Here is a 19,244-nt window from a genome sequence, read left to right on the forward strand (position 1 = left end):
GGGAGCGTTCGCCTGGTGCCCGGCGGGAGCATTCACGGGACGCACGGCGGGGCTGTTCACGCGGCCCTCGCCGGGGTGGGGGCGACGGGGTGGAGGGCGGCGTACTCCAGCGGCGCGGACGGGTCGATGGAGACGTCGAGCGGGGCGGCCTCGGCGCCCGCCCTCACCAGCAGGTCACCGACGGCGGCGATCATCGCCCCGTTGTCGGTGCACAGCCTCGGTGGCGGCACGCGCAGCGCGATCCCGGCGGCCCGGCAGCGTTCCTCGGCCAGTGCCCGCACCCGCGAGTTGGCCGCCACACCGCCCACCACGACCAGGGTGCCCACCCCGTGCTCGCGGCAGGCGGCCACCGCCTTGCGCGTCAGGACGTCGGCCACCGCCTCCTGGAGCGAGGCGGCTCCGTCGGCGAGCGGCGGCTCCTGGCCGGCGAGCCGGTGCCGTTCGGCCCAGCGGGCAGCGGAGGTCTTCAACCCGGAGAAGGAGAAGTCGTAGCGGGAGTCGCGCGGTCCGGTCAGCGGCCGGGGGAACGCCACGGCGCGCGGATCGCCCTCCCGCGCGGCGCGGTCGATGGCGGGCCCGCCCGGGTAGGGCAGCCCGAACACCCTGGCCACCTTGTCGAAGCACTCCCCGGCCGCGTCGTCGACCGTGTCCCCCAGGTGCGCGATCCGGTCGCGGGCCAGGTCCCGTACCAGCAGCAGCGAGGTGTGGCCGCCGGAGACGATGAGCACCATGCACGGATCGGGCAGCGGCCCGTGCTCCAGGGTGTCCGCCGCGACGTGCCCGGCCAGGTGGTGCACGCCGTACAGCGGCACCCCCAGGGAGAAGGCCAGTGCCCTGGCCCCGGCCAGCCCCACCTGGAGCGCGCCCGAGAGGCCGGGGCCGGTGGTGACGGCCACCGCGCCGATGTCCGCCATCCGCAGCCCCGCCCGGTCCAGCGCCTCCCGGACGACGGGCGTGAAGGCGTGGACGTGCGCGCGTGCGGCGATCTCCGGGACGACCCCGCCGAAGCGGGCGTGCTCGTCCATGCTCGACGCCACGGCGTGCCCGAGCAGCCGCCCGTTCCGTACCAGCCCCGCACCGGTCTCGTCGCACGACGACTCGATCCCCAGCACCACCGGAGAGCCCACCGGAACCCCTTCTCGCGATCAATGAGTAATTGCAAACTATCTGCAACAAGATACTCCGTGAGCGCGACGGCGGCAGGGCCCGCGCCCTGGGCCGGCACCGTGCCCGCGGCGTCCGCCGCTGCCGCGTCGGGCGGCGCGTGCGCCGGGGGACCGTCGCGGCCCGGACCTGCCCGCGATCCGAGACCCGCGATCGGCGATCCGCGGGAGCACGTATCGGTGGGATGACCGATGTGCGGAGAGAGGGGGCGCGGCCATAGTCCTCGGGAGATCGTTCACGGGCGCCGTGGTGCGCCCGGTTTCCGAAAGGACCTTCTGTGGCCACGTATGCGGATCTGGTGTTCCTCGACGGTCGGGTGGTGACGGTCGACGCGGAGTTCACCGTCGCCTCGGCCCTGGCCGTGACCGGCGGGATCATCAGCGCCGTCGGCGGGCGGGACGACGTCGAGCCGCTCGTCGGCCCCGACACCCGCGTCGTCGACCTGCGGGGGGCGACGCTGCTTCCCGGTATCAACGACTCCCATCTGCACGGGTGCGCCTTCGGCATGGCGACGCCGCCGCTCTCCCTCGACCTCGGGCATCCCGCCGTGTCCTCGCTCGCGGACGTGGCCGGGGCGGTGCGGGAGGCCGTCGCGCGGGTTCCGGGCGGGCAGTGGATCACGGGGCACGGCTGGGACACCGGTTACCTCGACGAGTGCCTCGCCGATCCGTCGCGTCTGCCCTCGCGGCACGACCTCGACGCCGTGAGCCCGGACCACCCCGTCGTCCTCTACTCCTTCTCCGGGCACGCCACCTGGGTCAACTCCAAGGCACTGGAGCTCATGGGCGTCGACCGGGACACCGTCGCGCCGCCCGGCGGGGCGATCGTCGCGGACGCGTCCGGGGAGCCGACCGGGCTGCTCCAGGAGGGGGCCCAGGACCTCGTGCAGAACGCGCTGCCGCCGCTCAGCCGGCAGGAGCGGACCGACGCGATCAGGTCGACCCTCGCCACGCTCGCCCGGCTCGGCATCACCAGCTACACCGAGCCCGGGCTCGGCCCCGGCGGCGACGGCCTCATGCGGGGCGCACTCGGCGCTCAGACCCTCGACGTCTACCGACGGCTGCTGGCCGACGGCGAACTGACCGCCCGCGTCGGCGTCCTGCTCCTGCCCACCGGAATGACGAGCACCGCCGAGGAGTTCGCCCGTACGCTCGACGCCCTCGACGAGTCCGGCGACGCCGACCCGCGCCGCCTCGCGATCCACGGGGTCAAGGTCTTCGCCGACGGCATCATCCCCAACAAGACGGCCTGGATGCACGAGCCGTACGTCGGCGGCGGCTGCGGCTCCCTGTGCGTCGGCGGCGAGACCGACGCCGAGCGGATATCCGAGATCGGCGCCATGATCCGGCACGCCCACGCCGCCGGGCACCAGCTGGGCGTCCACGTCACCGGCGACCGGGCCATCGACACCGTCGCGGACGCCTTCGCCGCGGCCATGGCCGAGCACCCGCGGCCCGACGCCCGCCACTACGTCATCCACGGCGACTTCCTCACCGCGCGCAGCATGAAGGTGCTGGCCGCGCACGGCTTCGGCGTCAACATGAACCCCACCATCAAGTGGACCGTCGCCGACATGGAGGAGGAGTTCGTCGGCGTCGAACGGGCCGCGTACGCGTGGCCGTACCGCGATGCCCTCGACGCCGGGGTGCGCGTCGCGAGCGGGTCCGACGCCCCCGTCACCTCCCCGGACTGGCGCCAGGGCGTCGCCACCATGGTGCTGCGCGAGTCGAAGGCCGCCGGCCGGGTCAGCGGCCCCGAGCAGCGCATCGCCCTGGCCGAGGCACTCCGCACGTACACGATCGACGCGGCCTGGCAGGACTTCGCCGACGACTGGAAGGGCTCCCTGGAACCGGGCAAGGCCGCCGACCTCTGCGTGCTCGACGGGGACCTGCTCACCGCCGACCCGCACGACATCCCGGAGATGCCCGTCGTCCTCACCGTCGTGGACGGGCAGGTGGTGCACGACGCCCTGCGCGATTGACGTATTCCGGGCACGTGATCATCCTTGGGGGATGGCAGCGGAGCGGAGCACGGCGGACATCCTGGACGCGGCCGTGCACGTCCGCGCGGCCGCCAGGAGCGGCGGCGTCGGCACGGTCCTGGCGGCGCTGTCCGAGGTGATGGAGTACGACCACGCCTCCCTGACCCGGTGGGATCCGCTGCGCCGGCGCCACACCACGCTGACCGGGAGCTACCCGGACGACGCCACGGCCTACATCGAGACCCGCCTCCACCGCGACCCGGTGTTCCCCGTGCTCCGCAGCCCGACCCAAAGCGGTCTCTGGCTCAAGGACGTCCCCCGGCGGCTCCTGGCGGCGTCGCCGGGATTCCAGGAGGTGCTGCGCCCCCTCGGCATCGAAGACGGCGTGGCCCAGTGCCTGTTCGCCGCCGACGGCCGGTACGTCGGCATGCTGAACGTCAGCACGCGCCGGCCACGGCGCACGCCCGATCCGGCGCGCGCCGTGGTCACCCTGCTCACCGAGGCCCTCGCCGCTGCCGTCGACCCCCGCGCGGGCCTGCCGCCCGCGGAGCCCGCCGCGGCCGGGCCCGACGCGGGGAGGCGGCGCCCGGACGTGCGGCGGCCCGGTGGGCTCTCGCCGCGGGAGCTCCAGGTGCTGGCCGAACTGACCGCAGGCCGCACCAACCGGGAGATCGCCGAACGGCTGTACATCACACCGCGGACCGTGGGCACCCACATCGAGCACATCCTCGCCAAGCTCGACCTCCCCAACCGCGCGGCCGCCGCGGCCCGGGCCGCCGCCTGGGGCCTCGCGCCCGCCCGCTGACACGTATCGCGCGTACGCCGCCGACGGCAGGCCGCACGCCGCGACGGCCGCGCTCATCCGAGGGGTGACGGCCGCAGACTCACGCGACGGCCCGCCCTCGGACCGGAGAGGACGAAGGGCGCGCGGCCTCCACGAGCACAGCGCGAACCGAGGTATTTCTCCTCGGCTGTTTGTCACGCACGGTGGATAGGATGCGCCCTTGGCTGTCTACACAGACGAGGGCATTGTGAAGAAAGCGCGCATATGTCTCATGGTGGTGGCATGCGCTCTCCTGACCACCTCATGCGGGGGAAGCAAAACACCTGTCGACACATCCCGCCTGACGGACCGGGAAAAGGAATGGGTCGAGTTCTCCTACCAGCATGAGAAGAACGACGAGATCAAACGGGCATGGGAAGATCTGAACGCCGAAGGCGTCAAATCCTACCTCGCCCGGCAGCGCCCCCGCCTGTGCGGTGACATGGAATCGCTGATGCAGAGCCTGAAGGAAGCGGGATACGAGGCAGGCGAAATACAGGATTACAAGGAAAAGACCGAAGAACTCATCTGCTCGCCCCTGTAGAAAGTTTCCTTGTAGAACGTATTGCCCGGCAAGACACTCCGGAGGCAGAACACACGCGGGGTGCGAGGGCCCCTGTCTCCTGGACGCATTCCAGGGGACCTCGCACCGCAAGCCTGGTCGCGCTACGCCACCGCGCCTCCTAGAATTCTCAGCAAGTACTTGTCAAAAGCCCGGTGCAGGACCATCGTCACCGGCCCCGAGGTGAACACCCCGCTGACGACCCGGGCCATGCCGTCGAACCGGCGTCGCACGGCGGACGGCGGTTTGACGAATCGCCCTAATCGCCCTCCCGATAGCCGAGCAAGTCCCCCGGCTGGCAGCGAAGTTCGCGGCAGAGCGCGGTGAGCGTGCTGAAGCGGATCGCCCTGGCGCGATCGTTCTTCAGTACGGAGAGGTTGACGACCGAGACGCCGACCCTGGCCGCCAGCTGGGTCAGCGTCATCCCGCGTTCGGCCAGCAGCCGGTCCAAGTGGACCTCGATGCCGTGTTCCGACGCCGGTTCCTTCACACCAGGCCCTCCGTGTCGGCGCGCAGGCGGACGCCCCGCCGGAAGACCTCGGCGACGGCGGCGATCAGGAGCGCGAGAAGCAGATAGTGGAAGGAGAAGGTGAAGGAGAACGGGACCTGGTCCTCGGCTCCCGTGCCGCGCAGCAGCGAACTCGTCGTGACGGCCTCCAGCGGCGGCGTGAGAACACCCATGAGAAAGACCGTCACCGCGATGGCGCGGAGCCTGCCGATGTTCCGCGCGGTGAACTCCTCGCCCTCGCGCAGGCTCCGGGCCATCCGGAACAGCAGGCCGAGTACGACGATCAGCAGCACGCCGTCGACGATCTCGGGCAGCGCGAGCAGCAGCCGCTGCCCGAAGGCGGGATGGGAGAAGGCGAGCTCGGCCAGATCGGTGCTCGCGATGGACAGCCCGCCACCCTGCATCGGCCTCGGGGCCGACGCCATTCCCTCGATCCGGACCTCCCGTGTGTCGATCGGGTCGCAGGCGCCGACCACCCCCAGGAGCGGTATGAGCACCCCGAACAGTGCGACCAGCCCCACTGCCAGCCCGGAGACCAGCTCCAGCGCTCGCTGGTCGCCACGGCTCCACCACGACTTCGCGCCCACAGACGAACCTCCTTATCGTTTATCGATACTATCGAATAACGATAAGCCAGTGGAACACCCCGACAGCGTCGAGCCCGGCGAGACCTCGCGATCAACGGCCGTCGCGGGCCCGCGGACCGCACCCGGCCGCCGACCGCCGAGTCCGGAAAGGGCCCGGGCGGGGCACGCGTCAGGGCCGACGGGCAGGGCGCGGCGGCCGGGGAAGGCCGACCGGGAAGAGGCAGCCGGGGAGAGGCAGCCGGGGAGAGAAAGCCGGAGAGGGGCGGCCGGGGCGGCGAAAATACCGGGAACTCGTCACGGGCCGCTGCTAAGCTCGCCCCGACGTTGATCGTGTATCGAGGAGACCAGACATGGCAGGGGACGACGACATCTCGGGGTGAGATCCCGCCCCGACAGGCCACCGGCCGATGCCCAGAGGCATCGCGTCACCGTCGTGGCCCGTTTCGTCGTTCCCTCTGTTCATGTCCCGGGCACCAGTCTGCGCGTGCCCGCATACCCTTCGAGGTCTTCCCATGTCAGACGCCTCCGTCATCTGTTCCCACCTGTCCTTCGCCTGGCCCGACGGCACCCCCGTCTTCCAGGACCTGTCCTTCGTCCTGGGCGGCGGCCGCACGGGCCTGGTCGCGCCCAACGGCTCCGGCAAGAGCACACTGCTCAGGCTGATCGCCGGTGAACTGCGTCCCCTCCGCGGATCGGTCTCCGCGCCGGGCACGATCGGCTACCTGCCCCAGAACCTGCCCCTGACCAGAGACCTCACGGTGGCCGAGGTCCTGGGCGTCGCCGCGGTGATCCGGGCGCTGGACGCCGTGGAGTCGGGGGACGTGAGCGAGGAGCACTTCACGACCATCGGTGACGACTGGGACATCGAGGAGCGCACCCGGTCCCAGCTGGACCGGCTCGGCCTCGACGGACTCGCTCTCGACCGGAGCCTGGGCACGCTCAGCGGCGGGCAGATCGTCTCGCTCGGTCTGGCGGCGCAGCTGCTGAAGCGGCCCGATGTGCTGCTGCTCGACGAGCCCACCAACAACCTCGATCTCGACGCCCGCCACAGGCTCTATGACGCGCTGGAGGACTTCGGCGGCTGCCTGCTACTGGTCAGCCACGACCGGGCGCTGCTCGATCGCATGGAGCGCGTCGCGGAGCTCGAAAGGGGTCAACTGCGGCTCTACGGCGGCAACTTCACCGAGTACGAAGCGGCTGTGCGAGCCGAGCAGGAGGTCGCCGAGAAGAACGTGCGCAACGCGGAGCAGGAGCTGAAGCGCGAGAAGCGGGAGATGCAGCAGGCCCGCGAACGCGCCGAGCGCCGAGCGAGCAACGCCGCCCGCAACCTCAAGAACGCGGGCCTGCCGCGCATCGTCGCCGGGGGCCTGAAGCGGAGCGCCCAGGAGGCGGCGGGCCGGTCGGGCCAGATGCACGCCTCCCGGGTCGACGAGGCCAGGGCCCGGCTGGACGAGGCGGGCCGCGCGGTGCGCGACGAGCAGCGCCTCACCCTGGACCTGCCGGAGACCGACGTGCCCGCCGGACGCACGCTCTTCCTGGGCGAAGGGATGCGGGTCTGTCACGGCGATCGGCCCCTGTTCGGGCGCGGGGGCGTGGATCTGACCATTCGCGGGCCCGAACGCATCGCGCTGACCGGTCCCAACGGCGCCGGCAAAACCACACTGCTGCGCCTGCTCAACGGCGATCTGGCACCGGCCGACGGGTCGGACGGCACTCCGGTCTCCGGGCCGGTCTGCGGACCGGACGGCACTCCGGTCTGCGGACCGGACGGCCGGGGAACGGGCGGGCCTGACGACGGACCGGTCGGCCTGGGGACGAGGGGCCCCGGCGAGGGACCGGACGGCAGGGATTCCGGCGGACCCGGCGACGAGCCGGTCGGCGGGCGGATCAAGCGGGCCGACGGCCGGATCGCGTATCTCTCGCAGCGGCTGGACCTGCTGGACCCCGACCGCAGCGTCGCCGAGAACTTCGCCGCGTACGCCCCCGGCCGGCCGGAGGCCGAGCGGATGAACCTGCTCGCGCGGTTCCTCTTCCGGGGTTCCCGCGCCCATCTCCCCGTGCGCGTGCTGTCCGGCGGCGAGCGGCTGCGCGCCACCCTGGCCTGCGTCCTGTGCGCCGAGCCCGCCCCTCAGCTGCTACTGCTGGACGAGCCGACCAACAACCTCGACCTGGTCAGCACCGATCAGCTGGAGAGCGCGCTGACGTCCTACCGGGGAGCCTTCGTGGTGGTCAGCCACGACGAGCGCTTCCTCGCGCGGATCGGGGTGAACCGGTGGCTGCGGCTGGCCGACGGCGAGCTGAGGGAGACGGGGGCGCCCGAGGTGTGAGCCGCCGGCGTGTCGTACGGGCCCGCGTCCGAGGTGTGTCACCCGGCGGGCCGCACACCGACCACGTCAGGTGGATCACCATGCCTCAACACGCCCTGATCGCCCACGACATCGTCCGTACGCTCGGGACCAGACGGGTGCTCGACGGGGTGTCGCTCACCGCGTCCCCCGGCCGCCGCATCGGTCTGATCGGGGAGAACGGCGTCGGCAAGTCGACGCTGCTGCGTCTGCTCGCCGGGGCCGACGAACCCGACGCCGGGAGCATCACGCGCCCGGCCGACCTGGGCTTCCTGCACCAGGAGATGCCGTTCGACACCGGGACGACGGTCGCCGACGTACTGGACGACGCCCTGCGCGAGGCCCGCGCCGACCTGGCCGAGCTCGAAAGCCTCGCCGACCGGCTCGCCCGCGTCGCGCAGGACTCCCCCGGCTACGGCGAGTTGCTCGACGCGTACGGCCGGCGGCTGGAACAGGCCCGGGAACGGGAATCCTGGGACGCCGACCGGCGTGCCACGATCACGCTCGACGGGCTGGGCCTCGCCGCGCTCGACCACGACCGGGCGCTCGGCACCCTCTCGGGCGGGCAGCGCAGTCGCCTGGCGCTCGCCGCCCTGCTGGTCCGCCGCCCCTCCGCGCTGCTGCTGGACGAGCCGACCAACCATCTCGACGACGACGCCGCCGCGTTCCTGGAGGAACAGGTGCGCGGCCTGCCCGGCGTCGTGGTGGTGGCCAGCCACGACCGGGCTTTCCTCGACGCCGTCTGCACGGATCTGATCGACCTCGATCCGGCGATGGACGGTCCCGTACGGTACGGCGGCGGCTACAGCGCCTACCAGTCGGAGAAGCGGGCCGAGCGTCAGCGCTGGGAGCGGCGGTACGCGGAGGAGCAGGAGGAACTGGCGGCGCTGCGCCGGTCCACGCGGGTGACCGCCCGCCTCGTCGCCCCGAACCGGGAGCGGCGGGACAACGAGAAGATGATGTACGGCCTTCGGGGCGAGCGAGTGCAGAGCCAGATCTCGCGGCGGGTGCGCAACGCCGCCCGCCGACTGGACGAGTTGGAGCGCGGACAGGTCGGTGAGCCGCCGCGACCGCTGCGGTTCCAGGTGTCCGCCCTCGCCCGGAAGCCGGAGGGCGAAGCGCCCGGCGCTCTCGTCGCCCTGCGGGACGTCTGCGTACCGGGCCGGCTGAGGGTCGCGCGGCTGGACGTTTCGGCGACCGAACGTCTCCTCGTCACCGGCGGCAACGGAGCGGGGAAGTCGACGCTCCTGTCCGTGCTCGCCGGGCGGCTCACGGCCGGGACCGGGAGCGGGGACGGGATCGGGAGCGGGGACGGGGGTGGAGACGGGCGCGCTGGCGGGCGCGGGGTCGGGAGCGGCGGCGGGCGCGGGGCAGGGAGCGGCGGCGGAGTGCGACGGCGACCGGGGCTGTCCGTGGGGCTGCTGTCCCAGGACACCGTGTTCGAGCGGCCCGACCGTACGGTCCGCGACACCTACGCGCTCGCGCTCGGCGCCGAGCGGGCGGAGGAGGTCCCGCTGACCTCGTTGGGGCTGATGCACGAGCCGGACCTGGAGAAACCGGTGGGGCGGCTGTCCGTCGGACAGCGACGGCGGCTGGCGCTGGCGCTCCTGGTGGCGCGTCCTCCGGAACTGCTGCTGCTGGACGAGCCCACGAACCACCTGTCCCCGCGCCTGTGCGACGAGTTGGAGGAGGCCCTCGGCACCGGGCCGGGCGCGATCGTCCTGGCCAGCCATGACCGCTGGCTGCGGCGGCGCTGGCAGGGCAGAGAAATCCGGCTGAGCCCGGCCCGGTGACCGCCCGGCGCGCCGACGCGCGGGAACGTGGAGCGGTGTGTGTACGCGGTGACCGCCCGGCGTGCAGGGGGCTGAAAATGGGAGTGGGAGTGGGAAGTGGGGAGCGCGCGGCACAATGAGCGCCTTCCGTGCCCGGCGGCCCCGCACGCCGGGCACTTTCCCCACCGCCTGACCTGCCGCGATGAAGGCTGACCTGTCGCGGTGAGAGCTGACCTGTGGTGGTGAGAGCTGACCTGTGGTGGTGAAGGTCGAGCTTTCTCAGCGAAGGCTGAGTGGTGTCGAGCGGAGTTCGCCAGAGGAGGACCCGTCGGGTCGCACCCGGAGCAGGACCTGGTCGGCCAGCTCCCTCGGTGTCAGTTCGGCGTCCAGGAACATCGTGTCGCTGGGCAGCGTGTCGGTCGCGGCCATGCACGAGCTGATCTGGCCCTTGCACCAGCTCCGGACCCGTTCGTCCTGCTCAGGGCTGTCCGGGGTGAAGCTCCGGCCGTCAATCCGCCGCTCCAGAACCTCTCGGGACGCCTTGAGGAAGAAGTGGTGGACGTCGATGCCCGCGTCCTTCAACGTGCCGAAGATCTCGCTGACGTAGACGGGATCGACCAAGGTCATGGGAACCAGGACCGGGCGGCGGTACTCCTCCACCAGGCCCACCGCCAGATCACAGACCTGACGCCGCCACAGTCGAAGGTCCTGGAAGTTGCCGGTCGGCACCTCCACAATCTTGCGCAGCAGGTATCCGACCATCTCCGGGTCGTAGACCAGGGCCTCGGGCCAGCGCGAACGCAACTCGTCCACCAGTGTGGTCTTCCCGCTGCCGAAGGCACCGTTCACCCAGACGATCAACGCGCTTCCCCTGTCCGTTGCCATGCCCGCAGGTCGGGCCCGTATGCCGAGCCCATATGCCGGGCCCGTATGCCGGGATCGCGCCGCGCGGTCCGTGCGGGGCCGAATCCCATCGTCCGATTATGCCTGGGTCGGCAACGGCTTCCGCTCGAACCACTCCGTCTTCGGTGAGAAAGCTCAACCTTCACTACGACAGGTCACCCCCGCCGTCGGCCAACCGCCGTTCCCCGGCATGTCCCATAAAGGCTCAACCCGCCTCTCCGGCACGGGGAGTCGGCACACCGAGGCGCTCCCAGAGGAGGGCCAGATGCGCGTGCAGGACGTCCTGGGCCTCCTCCGGGCTCAGGTGTCCGATGAGCACATGGCTGGTCAGGCCGTCCGTGAGCGCGAGCAGCGACCGGGCCTCGCGCCGCGGATCGAGCACCGTGGGGACCTGGTCGGCCGCGCCGCCGCTCCCGGAGGCGGGGACACCGCCCCCGGAGGCGGGGGCACCGCCCTCAGCGGCCTCCGCGATCAGGCGGACGAGGACGCCCTGAAGATCCGCGTAACTGGTCCTGAGCTTGCCCGCGAGCGGCTCGCTGACCGCCGCCTGGGCGACGAACGCGAGCCAGACCCGGGCCTCGGCACGGTGTTCGTCCCGCAACAGGGCGATCTCGGTGGCCGTGTGCCCGAGCGCGGTGGCGGCCGACTGGGCCGGACTGCCGGCCAGGCGGGCCCGTACGCGTTCGGTCAAGCGCTCACCGACGTGTTCGACGGCGAACAGGAGCATCTCCTCCTTGGTGCGGAAGCAGCGCTGAACCGCGCCCAGTGACACCTGCGCACGGGCCGCGACGTCGCGCATGCTCACGCCCTCCGGCCCGTGTTCGTCGGCGAGGCGGCAGACGGCGTCGGCGATCCGACGGCGTCTGCTCTCGTAGTCCACCTGCTTGGGCATGGCCGGTCGTGCCTCCCTCTTCTCGATGCGTTCCGTTCGGCGCGCTCCGGTCGGTGCGCTCCGTCCAGTGCGCTCCGGTCGGTGCGTTCCATTTTTCGATACGATCGTATCGCTTCTGGGCTATGGTTCCGACGCAAGCGCTTCGACCCGTCAGGGACGCAAGCGTTCCCACCCGTGAGGGGCTTGGGAAGAAGGCCCGCGAGGGCATGAGGGGAAGGACAGCGATCATGCGGGACGCCCTATGGAGTCTGTCGGCCACGGCGCAGGCGGAAGCCATTCGGAACGGGGACATATCGGCCGTCGAACTGGTCGACAGCCATCTGGAACGCATCGCCGACATCAACCCGCGGGTCAACGCGGTCACGCAGTTGATGGCCGAACGCGCACGTGAAGCCGCGGCGGGGACCGACCGGAGGCGGGCGGCGGGCGAGGATCCGGGCCCGCTGGCCGGCGTGCCGTTCACGGTGAAGGACTGCCTCGCCGTCGAGGGGGTGCCCACCACCTTCGGGACCCCGCGGTTCCGCGACCTGGTGGCGGCGGCCGACGCTCCCCCGGTGGCCCGGCTCCGCGCGGCCGGAGCGATACCGATCGGGCACAGCAACATGCCGACCATGATCCTGGCCGGGATGCACACCCGCAGCGAACTCTTCGGCGACACCGTCAACCCGTGGGACCCGAGCCGGACCCCGGGCGGCACCAGCGGCGGCGACGGGGCGGCCGTCGCCACCGGCATGGCCGCGGTCGGACTCGGCAACGACTCCGGCGGTTCGATACGCATCCCCGCCTCGTTCTGCGGTGTGGCGGGGTTGAAGCCCACCGCCGGGCGGTTCCCCGCCGACCATCGGGTCCTCGGCCCGGAGGACCCCGGTCCGGCTTCGCAGACGCTGGTCACCGACGGCCCGCTGGCCCGCCGGGTCGCCGACCTGCGGCTGGCGTTCGAAGTGCTGGCCGGAACCGATCCGCGCGATCCGCGCGCCGTGCCCGTGCCCGTCCGGGGGGAGCCGCTGCCCGGTCCGGTGAAGGTCGCGGTCGTCGCCGATCCCGGTGGTCGCGGCGTCCACCCCACCGTGCGGGCCGCCGTCCAAACCGCGGCCGACGCGTTGCGGGACGCCGGGTACGACGTGCGGGAGGTGGCGGACGTGCCGAGAATGGACGAGGCGCTCGAAGCCTACGGCCGGATCACCGTGACCGAGTTCGCCCCGACCTGGCCCGTCGTCCGAACGCTGCTCGGAGCGGGCGGAGACCGGTACATCGCGATGGCGATGGAACGGACCCCGCCCGCGAACGCCGCGGAGTTCATGAAGCTGATGGGCACCTGGCTGAACATCCGCCGGTCCTGGGCGGAGTTCCTGGACGCGTACCCGTTGCTGCTGGGGCCGGTGTTCACCGAACCGCCCGTCGAACCGGGGATCGAGTCACGCGACGCGGCGGGACACGAACGGGTCGGCACGGGCATGCGCCTGTGCACGGTGACCAGCTTCGTGGGCGTGCCCGCGGTCGCCGTGCCGACCGGGGTGGCCGACGGGCTGCCGTCCGGTGTGCAGGTCGTCGGGCGCGCGTTCCGGGAGGACCTGTGCCTGGCCGCCGCGCAGGCGATCGAGGACCGGCTCGGCGTGCTCACACCGGTCGATGTGCCGACTCGGCGCGGTCACGCAGCGGGTTGACGTCCCGTCTCGACGCGCTCGTGTGTCGCCCGTACATCGTTCGTGCGTTGCTCGTACGTCGTTCGTATGTCGACTGACGTACCGCTTCGCCCCGACACGCTCTGGTCCGTCACGAGTGGTAGAGCACCCGTACGACCATCGTGTCACCGGGCAGGCCGTCCAGGCGGGCGTGAAACACTCGCATGCGGTCGGGCCCCCTGGTGCGGTGCGGCCCGCGTTCGAGCGCCTTCCAGCCCTCCCGGATGAACGCCGGGTCGCACCCCTCCGTCCCCGTCGCGGCGGTTTCCGTCGCGGCCGATCTCGTCGCGGCCGTTCTCGTCGCGGCCGTTCTCGTCGCGGCCGTTCTCGTCGCGGCTGATTCCTTCGCGGTTATTCCGGTGGAGCGCGCGGTGATGACGGAGCTCGGTGAGCGTGATGTCGTCGTACACGTCGTCCTGGGTCTCGCCGTCGGCCCGGTAGCCGAAGCGTTCGTAGAAGCGCCGGGCCCGTCGGTTGTCCTCGAAGACCCACAGGAACACGGACCGGAATCCCCGGGCCGGATCTCCCATACGCGCATGGGCCTCGACGAGGAGGGCCCGGCCGACTCCGTGGCCGATCAGCTCCGGGCGGATGTAGAGGGCGTAGATCTCACCGGCCGGCTCCTCCCACCGCGCGGCGGACGGCCGCCCCCGGTACGGGCCGAAGCAGATCCACCCCACCGGGGCGTCGGCGGCGTCGACCGCGACGAGGTCCGTCGACCGTCGCCGCGGGTGGGCGAACCAGGCGCGCCGCTGTTCGGCGTCGTCCGACGCCGTCATCGCGTTCAGATGGGCACGGGGAACGATGCCCGCGTACGCGTGCCGCCAGCCCCGTACCCGTATCGCGGAGACGGCGTCGATGTCGGCCTCGTTCATCTCGCGCACCCGGAACATCGCGCCACCGTAGGCGGAGAGCCCCACCGCCGGGAACCGCTTTTACGGACGCCTCCCGGCTGGGCCTGGACGCGCGGGACCGGGCGGACGTGACCCGCCTGCTGGCGCTCCCCGAGCGGCTCATCGGCGCCCGGCGCATCGACGACTTCTTCCAGCCGCACTTCTTCACCACCCACTTCTGGTGCATGTGGCGGACCGCGTTCGCCTTCCAGACCTGGCACTCCGCCATCGAGCTGAAGCGCTACTTCCTGGCCTTCTTCCAGGAGTTCGACCGTATTCACGCGCTGTCCGGGGTGCGGCGGAGCAAGTACAACCAGTACGACTCGGTGATCCGGCCGATCCAGGACTGGCCCACCGCGCAGGGCGTGCGGACCGAGTTCGGGGTGACCGTCGACGACGTCGAGTTCTCCGACGCGGACGCCCGCCGGGTGTCCCGGCTGCATGTGCGACGTACGGGACCCGGCCCCGGCTCCGACGGCTCCGGCCCGAGCGCCTCCGGCCCCGACGGTCTCCTTCCGGCCTCCGGCTCCGTCACGATCGTTCTCGGCCCCGACGACTACGCGTTCCTGACGATCGGTTCGATGACCGCGGACACGACCTACGGCGAACGCGGCACCGTTCCCGAGCTGATCCGCGACAAGCGGGACGGCTCGTGGCGGCCGTGGGAGTCCCTCGCCAAGAAGGCGCCGGACTTCGGCCGCCCGACGGCGTTCTACGGCAACATCGACGAGACCAAGTGGGAGTCGTTCGCCCTCACCATGAACGGCCGCACACTGCTGGACCGCATCCAGGAGCACACCGGGAACGTGCCCGGCGAGGGCGCGCTGATGACGTGGAAGGACTCCCGCTGGCTGCTGTCGATCGTGGTGCCGGCGCAGCCGCACTTCCGCGACCAGGAGGAGAACACCTACACGCTGTGGGGCTGCGCGCTGTTCGGTGACGTCCCCGGTGACCACGTGCCGAAGAAGATGGACGACTGCACGGGCGCGGAGATCCTCGACGAGTTGCTCGGGCACCTGGGCTTCGACGACATCGCGGACGAGGTACGGGCCACCACCAAGGTCGCCACGGTCCAAATGCCCTACATCGACGCGCAGTTCCATCGGCGGGCGGTGTCGGACCGGCCGCTGGTCGTGCCACACGGTGCGCAGAACTTCGCCTTCCTCGGCCAGTTCGTGGAGATCCCGGAGGACGTGGTCTTCACGGTCGAGTACGCGGTGCGGTCGGCCATGACGGCCGTCTATCACCACTTCGGCGTGGACAAGCAGATCCCCTCGATCTACCACGCCCTCGCCGACCCCAGGATCGCCTGGTCCGCCCTCCGGACCGCCTTCGCCTGACACCGCCGCGGCCCCGGTCGCCGGATCGCCGTGCTTCACACGGCGGCGGTGAACCGGCCGCTCGGCTCACCCCGCAGCCGGCCTGCCGGAAGCCTGCGGCCGTACGCGACCAGCAGGAGGTCCTGGGCGGCCCCGTACACGGGCTGGCCGTCGCCGTAGGACCAGTCCAGATCGTCTGCGCACAGCCGCACCCCGTCGATGTCCGCCCCGAAGAACTTGAGGCTTCGGGGGCGGATACCGGCGAAGAGGACGCGCAGCCGCTCCTCGGGGACCCGCCGGTCGATGCCGAGGGGCACGGTGATGTCCAGACCGTGCACCACGTCATGGCCCAGCGCCGCCGCGAGACCGCCGACCGGCGGCGTCCAGGGGTGGTACGCGTTGTCCCGCAGGAACGCGGCGAGGCGGGCGGTGGAGTGGGCGTCGGCGTCCCGGCGGGCGACGCGGTCGGTCATCCGGTGGAGTCCGCCTCGCGCCTTGGCGAGTTCGACGAGGGTCGTCGGCAGCCCGTGACGGAACCCCGTCGACATATGGGCCGCGACCTCGCGCACCCGCCACCCCGCACAGAGACTCGGCTCATCCCACTGCTCGGGGCGCAGACCGTCGAGCAGATCCGCCAACTCCCGGCGCTCCGCCGCGATCAGGCCCCTGATGCCGACCCCTGCCCCGACCCTCGCCCCGACTCCGGCTCCGGCTCCGGTCCCGCTTCTGGCCCCGGCTCCGGTCCCGTCGGTGCCGCTGTCCTCGGTGCCGCTGTCCTCGGTGCCGCGTCTCCTGTGATCGCTCGTCCTCCTCATACGTTCCAGGATGCGTTCGGTTCAGGCATAAGTCGAATAGATGGTGATGCTGGAACCTAGAATCATCAGTTATGGAACTCCGGCAGCTCCACTACTTCGTCACCGTCGTCGAGGAGGGCGGTTTCACGCGTGCCGCCGCCCGACTCCACCTCGCTCAGCCGGGCCTGAGCGCCCAGATCCGCCAGTTGGAACGGGAACTGGGACAGCCGCTGCTCGACCGAACCGGCCGGTCGGTGACGCCGACCGAGGTGGGCCGGGCCGTACTGCCGTACGCACGAGCCGCGTTGGCCGCCGTGGAAGGGGTACGACAGACGGTGGACGAGTTCACCGGGCTGCTGCGCGGCCGGGTGACGATCGGGCTCGTGTCCGGTGCCGTCGGTCACGCCTTCGACATCGCCTCGTTCCTCGCCGACTTCCACGACGAACACCCCGGGGTGGAGGTCGCGCTCACCGAGGACACCTCGGTGGGAATGCGGGCGGCGCTTCTGGCCGGGGAACTCGACATCGCCCTGCTCGGGCAGACGGACGACGAACCCCCACCCGGCCTCTCCTTCCAGACCGTCATCGACGAACCGCTGGTCGCCGCCGTCGCCCCCGGCGACCCGCTCCTCACCCACAAGCAGACCCGGCGGACCGAACGCGCTGACGTCACACTGGACGAGCTCCGCGAGCGGCCGCTGATCTGTCTGCCGCCCGGCACCGGAGTGCGCTCTGTGCTCGAACGCGCCTGCGCACAGGCGGGGTTCCGGCCCCGGATCGTCTTCGAGGCGGCATCGCCGTACGTCCTGGCGCGGCTCGCCGCCCGGGGTCTCGGCGTCGCCGTGCTGCCGGCCGACGAGGAGTCGGTTCCCGACGGCTCTTTGCGCGCGTTGCCCATCGTGCGACCCCGTCTGCGCGGGCGGGTCGCCCTCGCCTGGCGGTCCGCCGGTCCCGCGAGCCCCGCCGCCCGGACGCTCCTCGACCGCCTGCGCGAGGCCCTGCCGACCGTTCCGGATCGGTGACGTGTCGCAGAGAGCGAGGGAGATACGGGGCGCGGGGCCGGCGGCGGTGCTCACGTCGTTCCGCCACGGTTCGCGATGCGCCCCGGCTGCGGGCGGGCGAGGTTGCGGCGGTACGCCGTTTCACGGCCGGCCGGTGCCGTCCTCGTCCTGGGCCTCCGCCTCAGCCTGGCCCTCCGCCTCGTCCTGGTGGTCCGTGCCCTCATGGTCGGGGTACGCCCCTTCGAGGACCCGCCGCGCCAGCAGGTCGCGGAGCGGGTCCGTCACGTCCCAGGAGTGGTCGGCGGGGTGGTGGTCGTACAGCGAGCACTGGCACACGGCGTCGGTGGACAACCTGCGCAGGACCGCGGGGCACGGGCGAAGCCCGACGCATCGGCGCACCCGGCGTGTGCCGGTCCCGGCCCAGAGCAGCCACAGGTCGCGCATGGCGGGCGGATCCGCCGCCCAGAGGCGGGCGGCGTGCTCGGCCTGTTCGTCGTGTTCGCCGAGCTCACACAGCACGTGTCCGTCCAGGCGGGTGTCGCGCGGGTCGTCGGGCCCGCCGGGCATGGTCGTGAGCGCGGCCAGCACGTCCACCTCGGGCACGTCGGTGACGGCGGTGCATTGCAACACTTCGGTTCTCCTCTCCGGGAGGTTCTGGCGGGGCGGGGCAGGGTGGGACGGGCCGGGGCGGGCCGGTGCCGGGGGTGCCTGCGGGCCGTTCCCGCAGACGGCGTGGACGGTTACGTGTCATGGGAGTTCTGGGAGTTGGACGATGGTGACGCCGCGTAGTTCGCGGTGGAGACGGGAGGCGAGCATCCCGGGAAGCCGGGGCTTGCCGTAGGGGGCGAGCACGTCCTCCTCGGAGGTGCGCCATCCGGTGTCGGTCAGCCGGTAGAGGGTGCCCGACACCCCGTAGAGCTGAGGCTTGCGCACCCGCAGCACGGCGTAGTCGGCCCGGCGTCGCAGGAACGGACACTGCCGTACGGACACCCGCGCGTCCTCGACGCACAGCGGCGGCATGGAGGTGATCGACCGCTCCGGCCATGTCGCGGGCGAGTCCGGACGCCGCCAGTCGAGAAACAGCCACCCCTGCCGGTCCCGGTCCGCCGGACCCCCGCAGACCTGGCACAACAACCGCTCCATGCACTCGCGTTGCCGGTCCACGTTCATGCAGTCGTACACGACTCGACCATCCGCGGGCCCGACCAGGCGCACCCACAGATTCCCATGGTGATCCCGGTCCCCCGGACGAGGACTCCGATACGCCAGCCGAGGCCCGCCCGACGCGAACTCGACCTTCAACTCCGCCTGGCGTACGGGCTGTTCATTACTCCGCGAGGCAATGTACGGAGTCATGAGAGGCATGATTCCGGCTCCTTCGTTCCTGATTCCCGGTTCTTGCTTCCTGGTTCCTGGCTTCTTGCTTCTTGGTTCTTGGTTCTTGGTTCCTGATGGCCGATCGAGGGCCTCTCCTCTGCCGAACGGATGCCGGCGGGGGGCTACGAGAACGTCGACGCGTCCGCCCACCGGGGACGGGGAGCGTCACACGTATGGAGGAAATCCCCGGAGCGCCGGACGACGAGGCCGGCCCGTTCCCGCGCAGCGCCGCCCGCCCCGCAACCGGCGGGGAAGGCAGGACGCGGAGACGCGACGAGAGCGCCCCGAGGGGACGACCATCCAGCGTCGCCCGCGGTACGCCTCGGCGAGGAACTACCCCGTCACAGCAGCTCGCCACGGCTGCGCGCGTTGACGCGGGCCAGCTCGGCGCGCAGGCGCTCTATCGGATCGGCCGGCCGTACGTCCTCGGGGGCGACGGTCCATTCGATCCCGCCGCCGATGGGACGCAACGACCACTGGCCGCACCATTCGCCGCGAAATTCGCCGACCCGATCCTGTGATAGGTCCACCATGAGCGTGCCGCAGGTCGGGAGGGGCGGGGGTTCCTGTGCGTTCGAGGCACCGTTCGTCGCGGACACGGGCCACTCCTCTCCGTAGTGACTCCACTACCAAGGCGGCTC

The 19,244-nt window shown here is 71.7% G+C and carries 17 protein-coding genes and 1 pseudogene; 8 read left to right on the plus strand and 10 right to left on the minus strand.

Annotation, left to right across the window (positions count from 1 at the left end; translation table 11 throughout):
• Nucleotides 1-56 precede the first annotated feature (56 nt).
• Nucleotides 57-1,127 carry a tRNA (adenosine(37)-N6)-threonylcarbamoyltransferase complex transferase subunit TsaD gene (gene tsaD / locus WA762_RS09675; RefSeq protein ID WP_335934812.1) on the minus strand — a complete coding sequence of 357 codons (1,071 nt, stop codon included), beginning with the start codon at nucleotides 1,125-1,127 and terminating at the stop codon, nucleotides 57-59.
• Nucleotides 1,128-1,441: 314 nt separating this feature from the next.
• On the opposite strand from tsaD, the gene WA762_RS09680 reads away from it, so the two are divergent.
• The 3 genes from WA762_RS09680 to WA762_RS09690 all read left to right on the plus strand — a co-directional run bounded on the left by WA762_RS09680 (nucleotide 1,442) and on the right by WA762_RS09690 (nucleotide 4,512).
• Nucleotides 1,442-3,145, plus strand: a complete 1,704-nt coding sequence (locus WA762_RS09680) for an amidohydrolase (RefSeq protein WP_335934814.1) — start codon at nucleotides 1,442-1,444, stop codon at nucleotides 3,143-3,145.
• A gap of 31 nt (nucleotides 3,146-3,176) precedes the next feature.
• Nucleotides 3,177-3,950 (plus strand): helix-turn-helix transcriptional regulator, encoded by a 774-nt coding sequence (locus WA762_RS09685; protein ID WP_335934816.1) that lies wholly within the window; start codon nucleotides 3,177-3,179, stop codon nucleotides 3,948-3,950.
• 199 nt (nucleotides 3,951-4,149) lie between these two features.
• Nucleotides 4,150-4,512: a hypothetical protein gene (locus WA762_RS09690; protein ID WP_335934819.1), complete on the plus strand. Its 363-nt coding sequence runs from the start codon at nucleotides 4,150-4,152 to the stop codon at nucleotides 4,510-4,512.
• 277 nt (nucleotides 4,513-4,789) lie between these two features.
• Here WA762_RS09690 and WA762_RS09695 read toward each other — a convergent pair whose 3' ends face one another.
• Both WA762_RS09695 and WA762_RS09700 read right to left on the minus strand, forming a co-directional pair.
• Complete coding sequence (locus WA762_RS09695) at nucleotides 4,790-5,020, minus strand: helix-turn-helix domain-containing protein (protein ID WP_335934821.1); 231 nt, start codon at nucleotides 5,018-5,020, stop codon at nucleotides 4,790-4,792.
• Nucleotides 5,017-5,625, minus strand: coding sequence for a DUF2975 domain-containing protein (locus WA762_RS09700; RefSeq protein WP_335934823.1), 609 nt, complete (start codon nucleotides 5,623-5,625; stop codon nucleotides 5,017-5,019). Before WA762_RS09700 ends, WA762_RS09695 begins: the two co-directional genes overlap by 4 nt.
• Before the next feature lie 512 nt (nucleotides 5,626-6,137).
• Between WA762_RS09700 and WA762_RS09705 the strand changes: the two genes are divergently transcribed.
• Both WA762_RS09705 and WA762_RS09710 read left to right on the plus strand, forming a co-directional pair.
• Nucleotides 6,138-7,952 (plus strand): ABC-F family ATP-binding cassette domain-containing protein, encoded by a 1,815-nt coding sequence (locus WA762_RS09705; protein ID WP_335934824.1) that lies wholly within the window; start codon nucleotides 6,138-6,140, stop codon nucleotides 7,950-7,952.
• An 80-nt stretch (nucleotides 7,953-8,032) separates the two neighbouring features.
• Nucleotides 8,033-9,763 carry an ABC-F family ATP-binding cassette domain-containing protein gene (locus WA762_RS09710; protein ID WP_335934826.1) on the plus strand — a complete coding sequence of 577 codons (1,731 nt, stop codon included), beginning with the start codon at nucleotides 8,033-8,035 and terminating at the stop codon, nucleotides 9,761-9,763.
• 258 nt (nucleotides 9,764-10,021) lie between these two features.
• Here WA762_RS09710 and WA762_RS09715 read toward each other — a convergent pair whose 3' ends face one another.
• A complete protein-coding gene (locus WA762_RS09715; RefSeq protein WP_335934903.1) occupies nucleotides 10,022-10,603 on the minus strand; it encodes an AAA family ATPase in 582 nt (193 codons plus the stop codon).
• A 247-nt stretch (nucleotides 10,604-10,850) separates the two neighbouring features.
• Nucleotides 10,851-11,537: a TetR/AcrR family transcriptional regulator gene (locus WA762_RS09720; RefSeq protein WP_335934827.1), complete on the minus strand. Its 687-nt coding sequence runs from the start codon at nucleotides 11,535-11,537 to the stop codon at nucleotides 10,851-10,853.
• Nucleotides 11,538-11,764: 227 nt separating this feature from the next.
• Here WA762_RS09720 and WA762_RS09725 point away from each other — a divergent pair, with 227 nt between their 5' ends.
• Nucleotides 11,765-13,201, plus strand: coding sequence for an amidase (locus tag WA762_RS09725; RefSeq protein ID WP_335934828.1), 1,437 nt, complete (start codon nucleotides 11,765-11,767; stop codon nucleotides 13,199-13,201).
• A gap of 143 nt (nucleotides 13,202-13,344) precedes the next feature.
• Here the strand turns inward: WA762_RS09725 and WA762_RS09730 are convergent, their stop codons facing one another.
• Nucleotides 13,345-14,112, minus strand: coding sequence for a GNAT family N-acetyltransferase (locus tag WA762_RS09730; protein WP_335934829.1), 768 nt, complete (start codon nucleotides 14,110-14,112; stop codon nucleotides 13,345-13,347).
• A gap of 44 nt (nucleotides 14,113-14,156) precedes the next feature.
• Between WA762_RS09730 and WA762_RS09735 the strand changes: the two are divergent.
• Nucleotides 14,157-15,452, plus strand: a pseudogene (locus WA762_RS09735) (oleate hydratase); the annotation flags it as partial.
• A gap of 35 nt (nucleotides 15,453-15,487) precedes the next feature.
• Here the strand turns inward: WA762_RS09735 and WA762_RS09740 are convergent.
• The gene (locus WA762_RS09740) at nucleotides 15,488-16,246 is read right to left on the minus strand and encodes a maleylpyruvate isomerase family mycothiol-dependent enzyme (RefSeq protein ID WP_335934830.1); all 759 of its coding nucleotides are present in this window, start codon (nucleotides 16,244-16,246) and stop codon (nucleotides 15,488-15,490) included.
• 71 nt (nucleotides 16,247-16,317) lie between these two features.
• On the opposite strand from WA762_RS09740, the gene WA762_RS09745 reads away from it, so the two are divergent.
• Nucleotides 16,318-17,247, plus strand: a complete 930-nt coding sequence (locus WA762_RS09745; RefSeq protein WP_335934831.1) for a LysR family transcriptional regulator — start codon at nucleotides 16,318-16,320, stop codon at nucleotides 17,245-17,247.
• Nucleotides 17,248-17,367: 120 nt separating this feature from the next.
• Here the strand turns inward: WA762_RS09745 and WA762_RS09750 are convergent, their stop codons facing one another.
• The 3 genes from WA762_RS09750 to WA762_RS09760 all read right to left on the minus strand — a co-directional run bounded on the left by WA762_RS09750 (nucleotide 17,368) and on the right by WA762_RS09760 (nucleotide 19,136).
• A complete protein-coding gene (locus WA762_RS09750) occupies nucleotides 17,368-17,856 on the minus strand; it encodes a hypothetical protein (RefSeq protein WP_335934832.1) in 489 nt (162 codons plus the stop codon).
• Between the two features lie 117 nt (nucleotides 17,857-17,973).
• A complete protein-coding gene (locus WA762_RS09755) occupies nucleotides 17,974-18,408 on the minus strand; it encodes a hypothetical protein (protein ID WP_335934833.1) in 435 nt (144 codons plus the stop codon).
• Nucleotides 18,409-18,944: 536 nt separating this feature from the next.
• Nucleotides 18,945-19,136, minus strand: coding sequence for a hypothetical protein (locus WA762_RS09760; protein WP_335934905.1), 192 nt, complete (start codon nucleotides 19,134-19,136; stop codon nucleotides 18,945-18,947).
• Nucleotides 19,137-19,244 lie beyond the last annotated feature (108 nt).

Source organism: Streptomyces tyrfis, from assembly GCF_037034285.1.
Classification (GTDB): Bacteria; Actinomycetota; Actinomycetes; order Streptomycetales; family Streptomycetaceae; genus Streptomyces.

Coding starts and splice junctions, on each gene's coding strand:
- WA762_RS09685 (WP_335934816.1), top strand. CDS start 3,177: ATGGCAGCGGAGCGGAGCACGGCGGACATCCTGGACGCGGCCGTGCAC.
- WA762_RS09705 (WP_335934824.1), top strand. CDS start 6,138: ATGTCAGACGCCTCCGTCATCTGTTCCCACCTGTCCTTCGCCTGGCCC.
- WA762_RS09710 (WP_335934826.1), top strand. CDS start 8,033: ATGCCTCAACACGCCCTGATCGCCCACGACATCGTCCGTACGCTCGGG.
- WA762_RS09720 (WP_335934827.1), bottom strand. CDS start 11,537: ATGCCCAAGCAGGTGGACTACGAGAGCAGACGCCGTCGGATCGCCGAC.
- WA762_RS09725 (WP_335934828.1), top strand. CDS start 11,765: ATGCGGGACGCCCTATGGAGTCTGTCGGCCACGGCGCAGGCGGAAGCC.
- WA762_RS09730 (WP_335934829.1), bottom strand. CDS start 14,112: ATGTTCCGGGTGCGCGAGATGAACGAGGCCGACATCGACGCCGTCTCC.
- WA762_RS09740 (WP_335934830.1), bottom strand. CDS start 16,246: ATGAGGAGGACGAGCGATCACAGGAGACGCGGCACCGAGGACAGCGGC.
- WA762_RS09745 (WP_335934831.1), top strand. CDS start 16,318: ATGGAACTCCGGCAGCTCCACTACTTCGTCACCGTCGTCGAGGAGGGC.
- WA762_RS09760 (WP_335934905.1), bottom strand. CDS start 19,136: ATGGTGGACCTATCACAGGATCGGGTCGGCGAATTTCGCGGCGAATGG.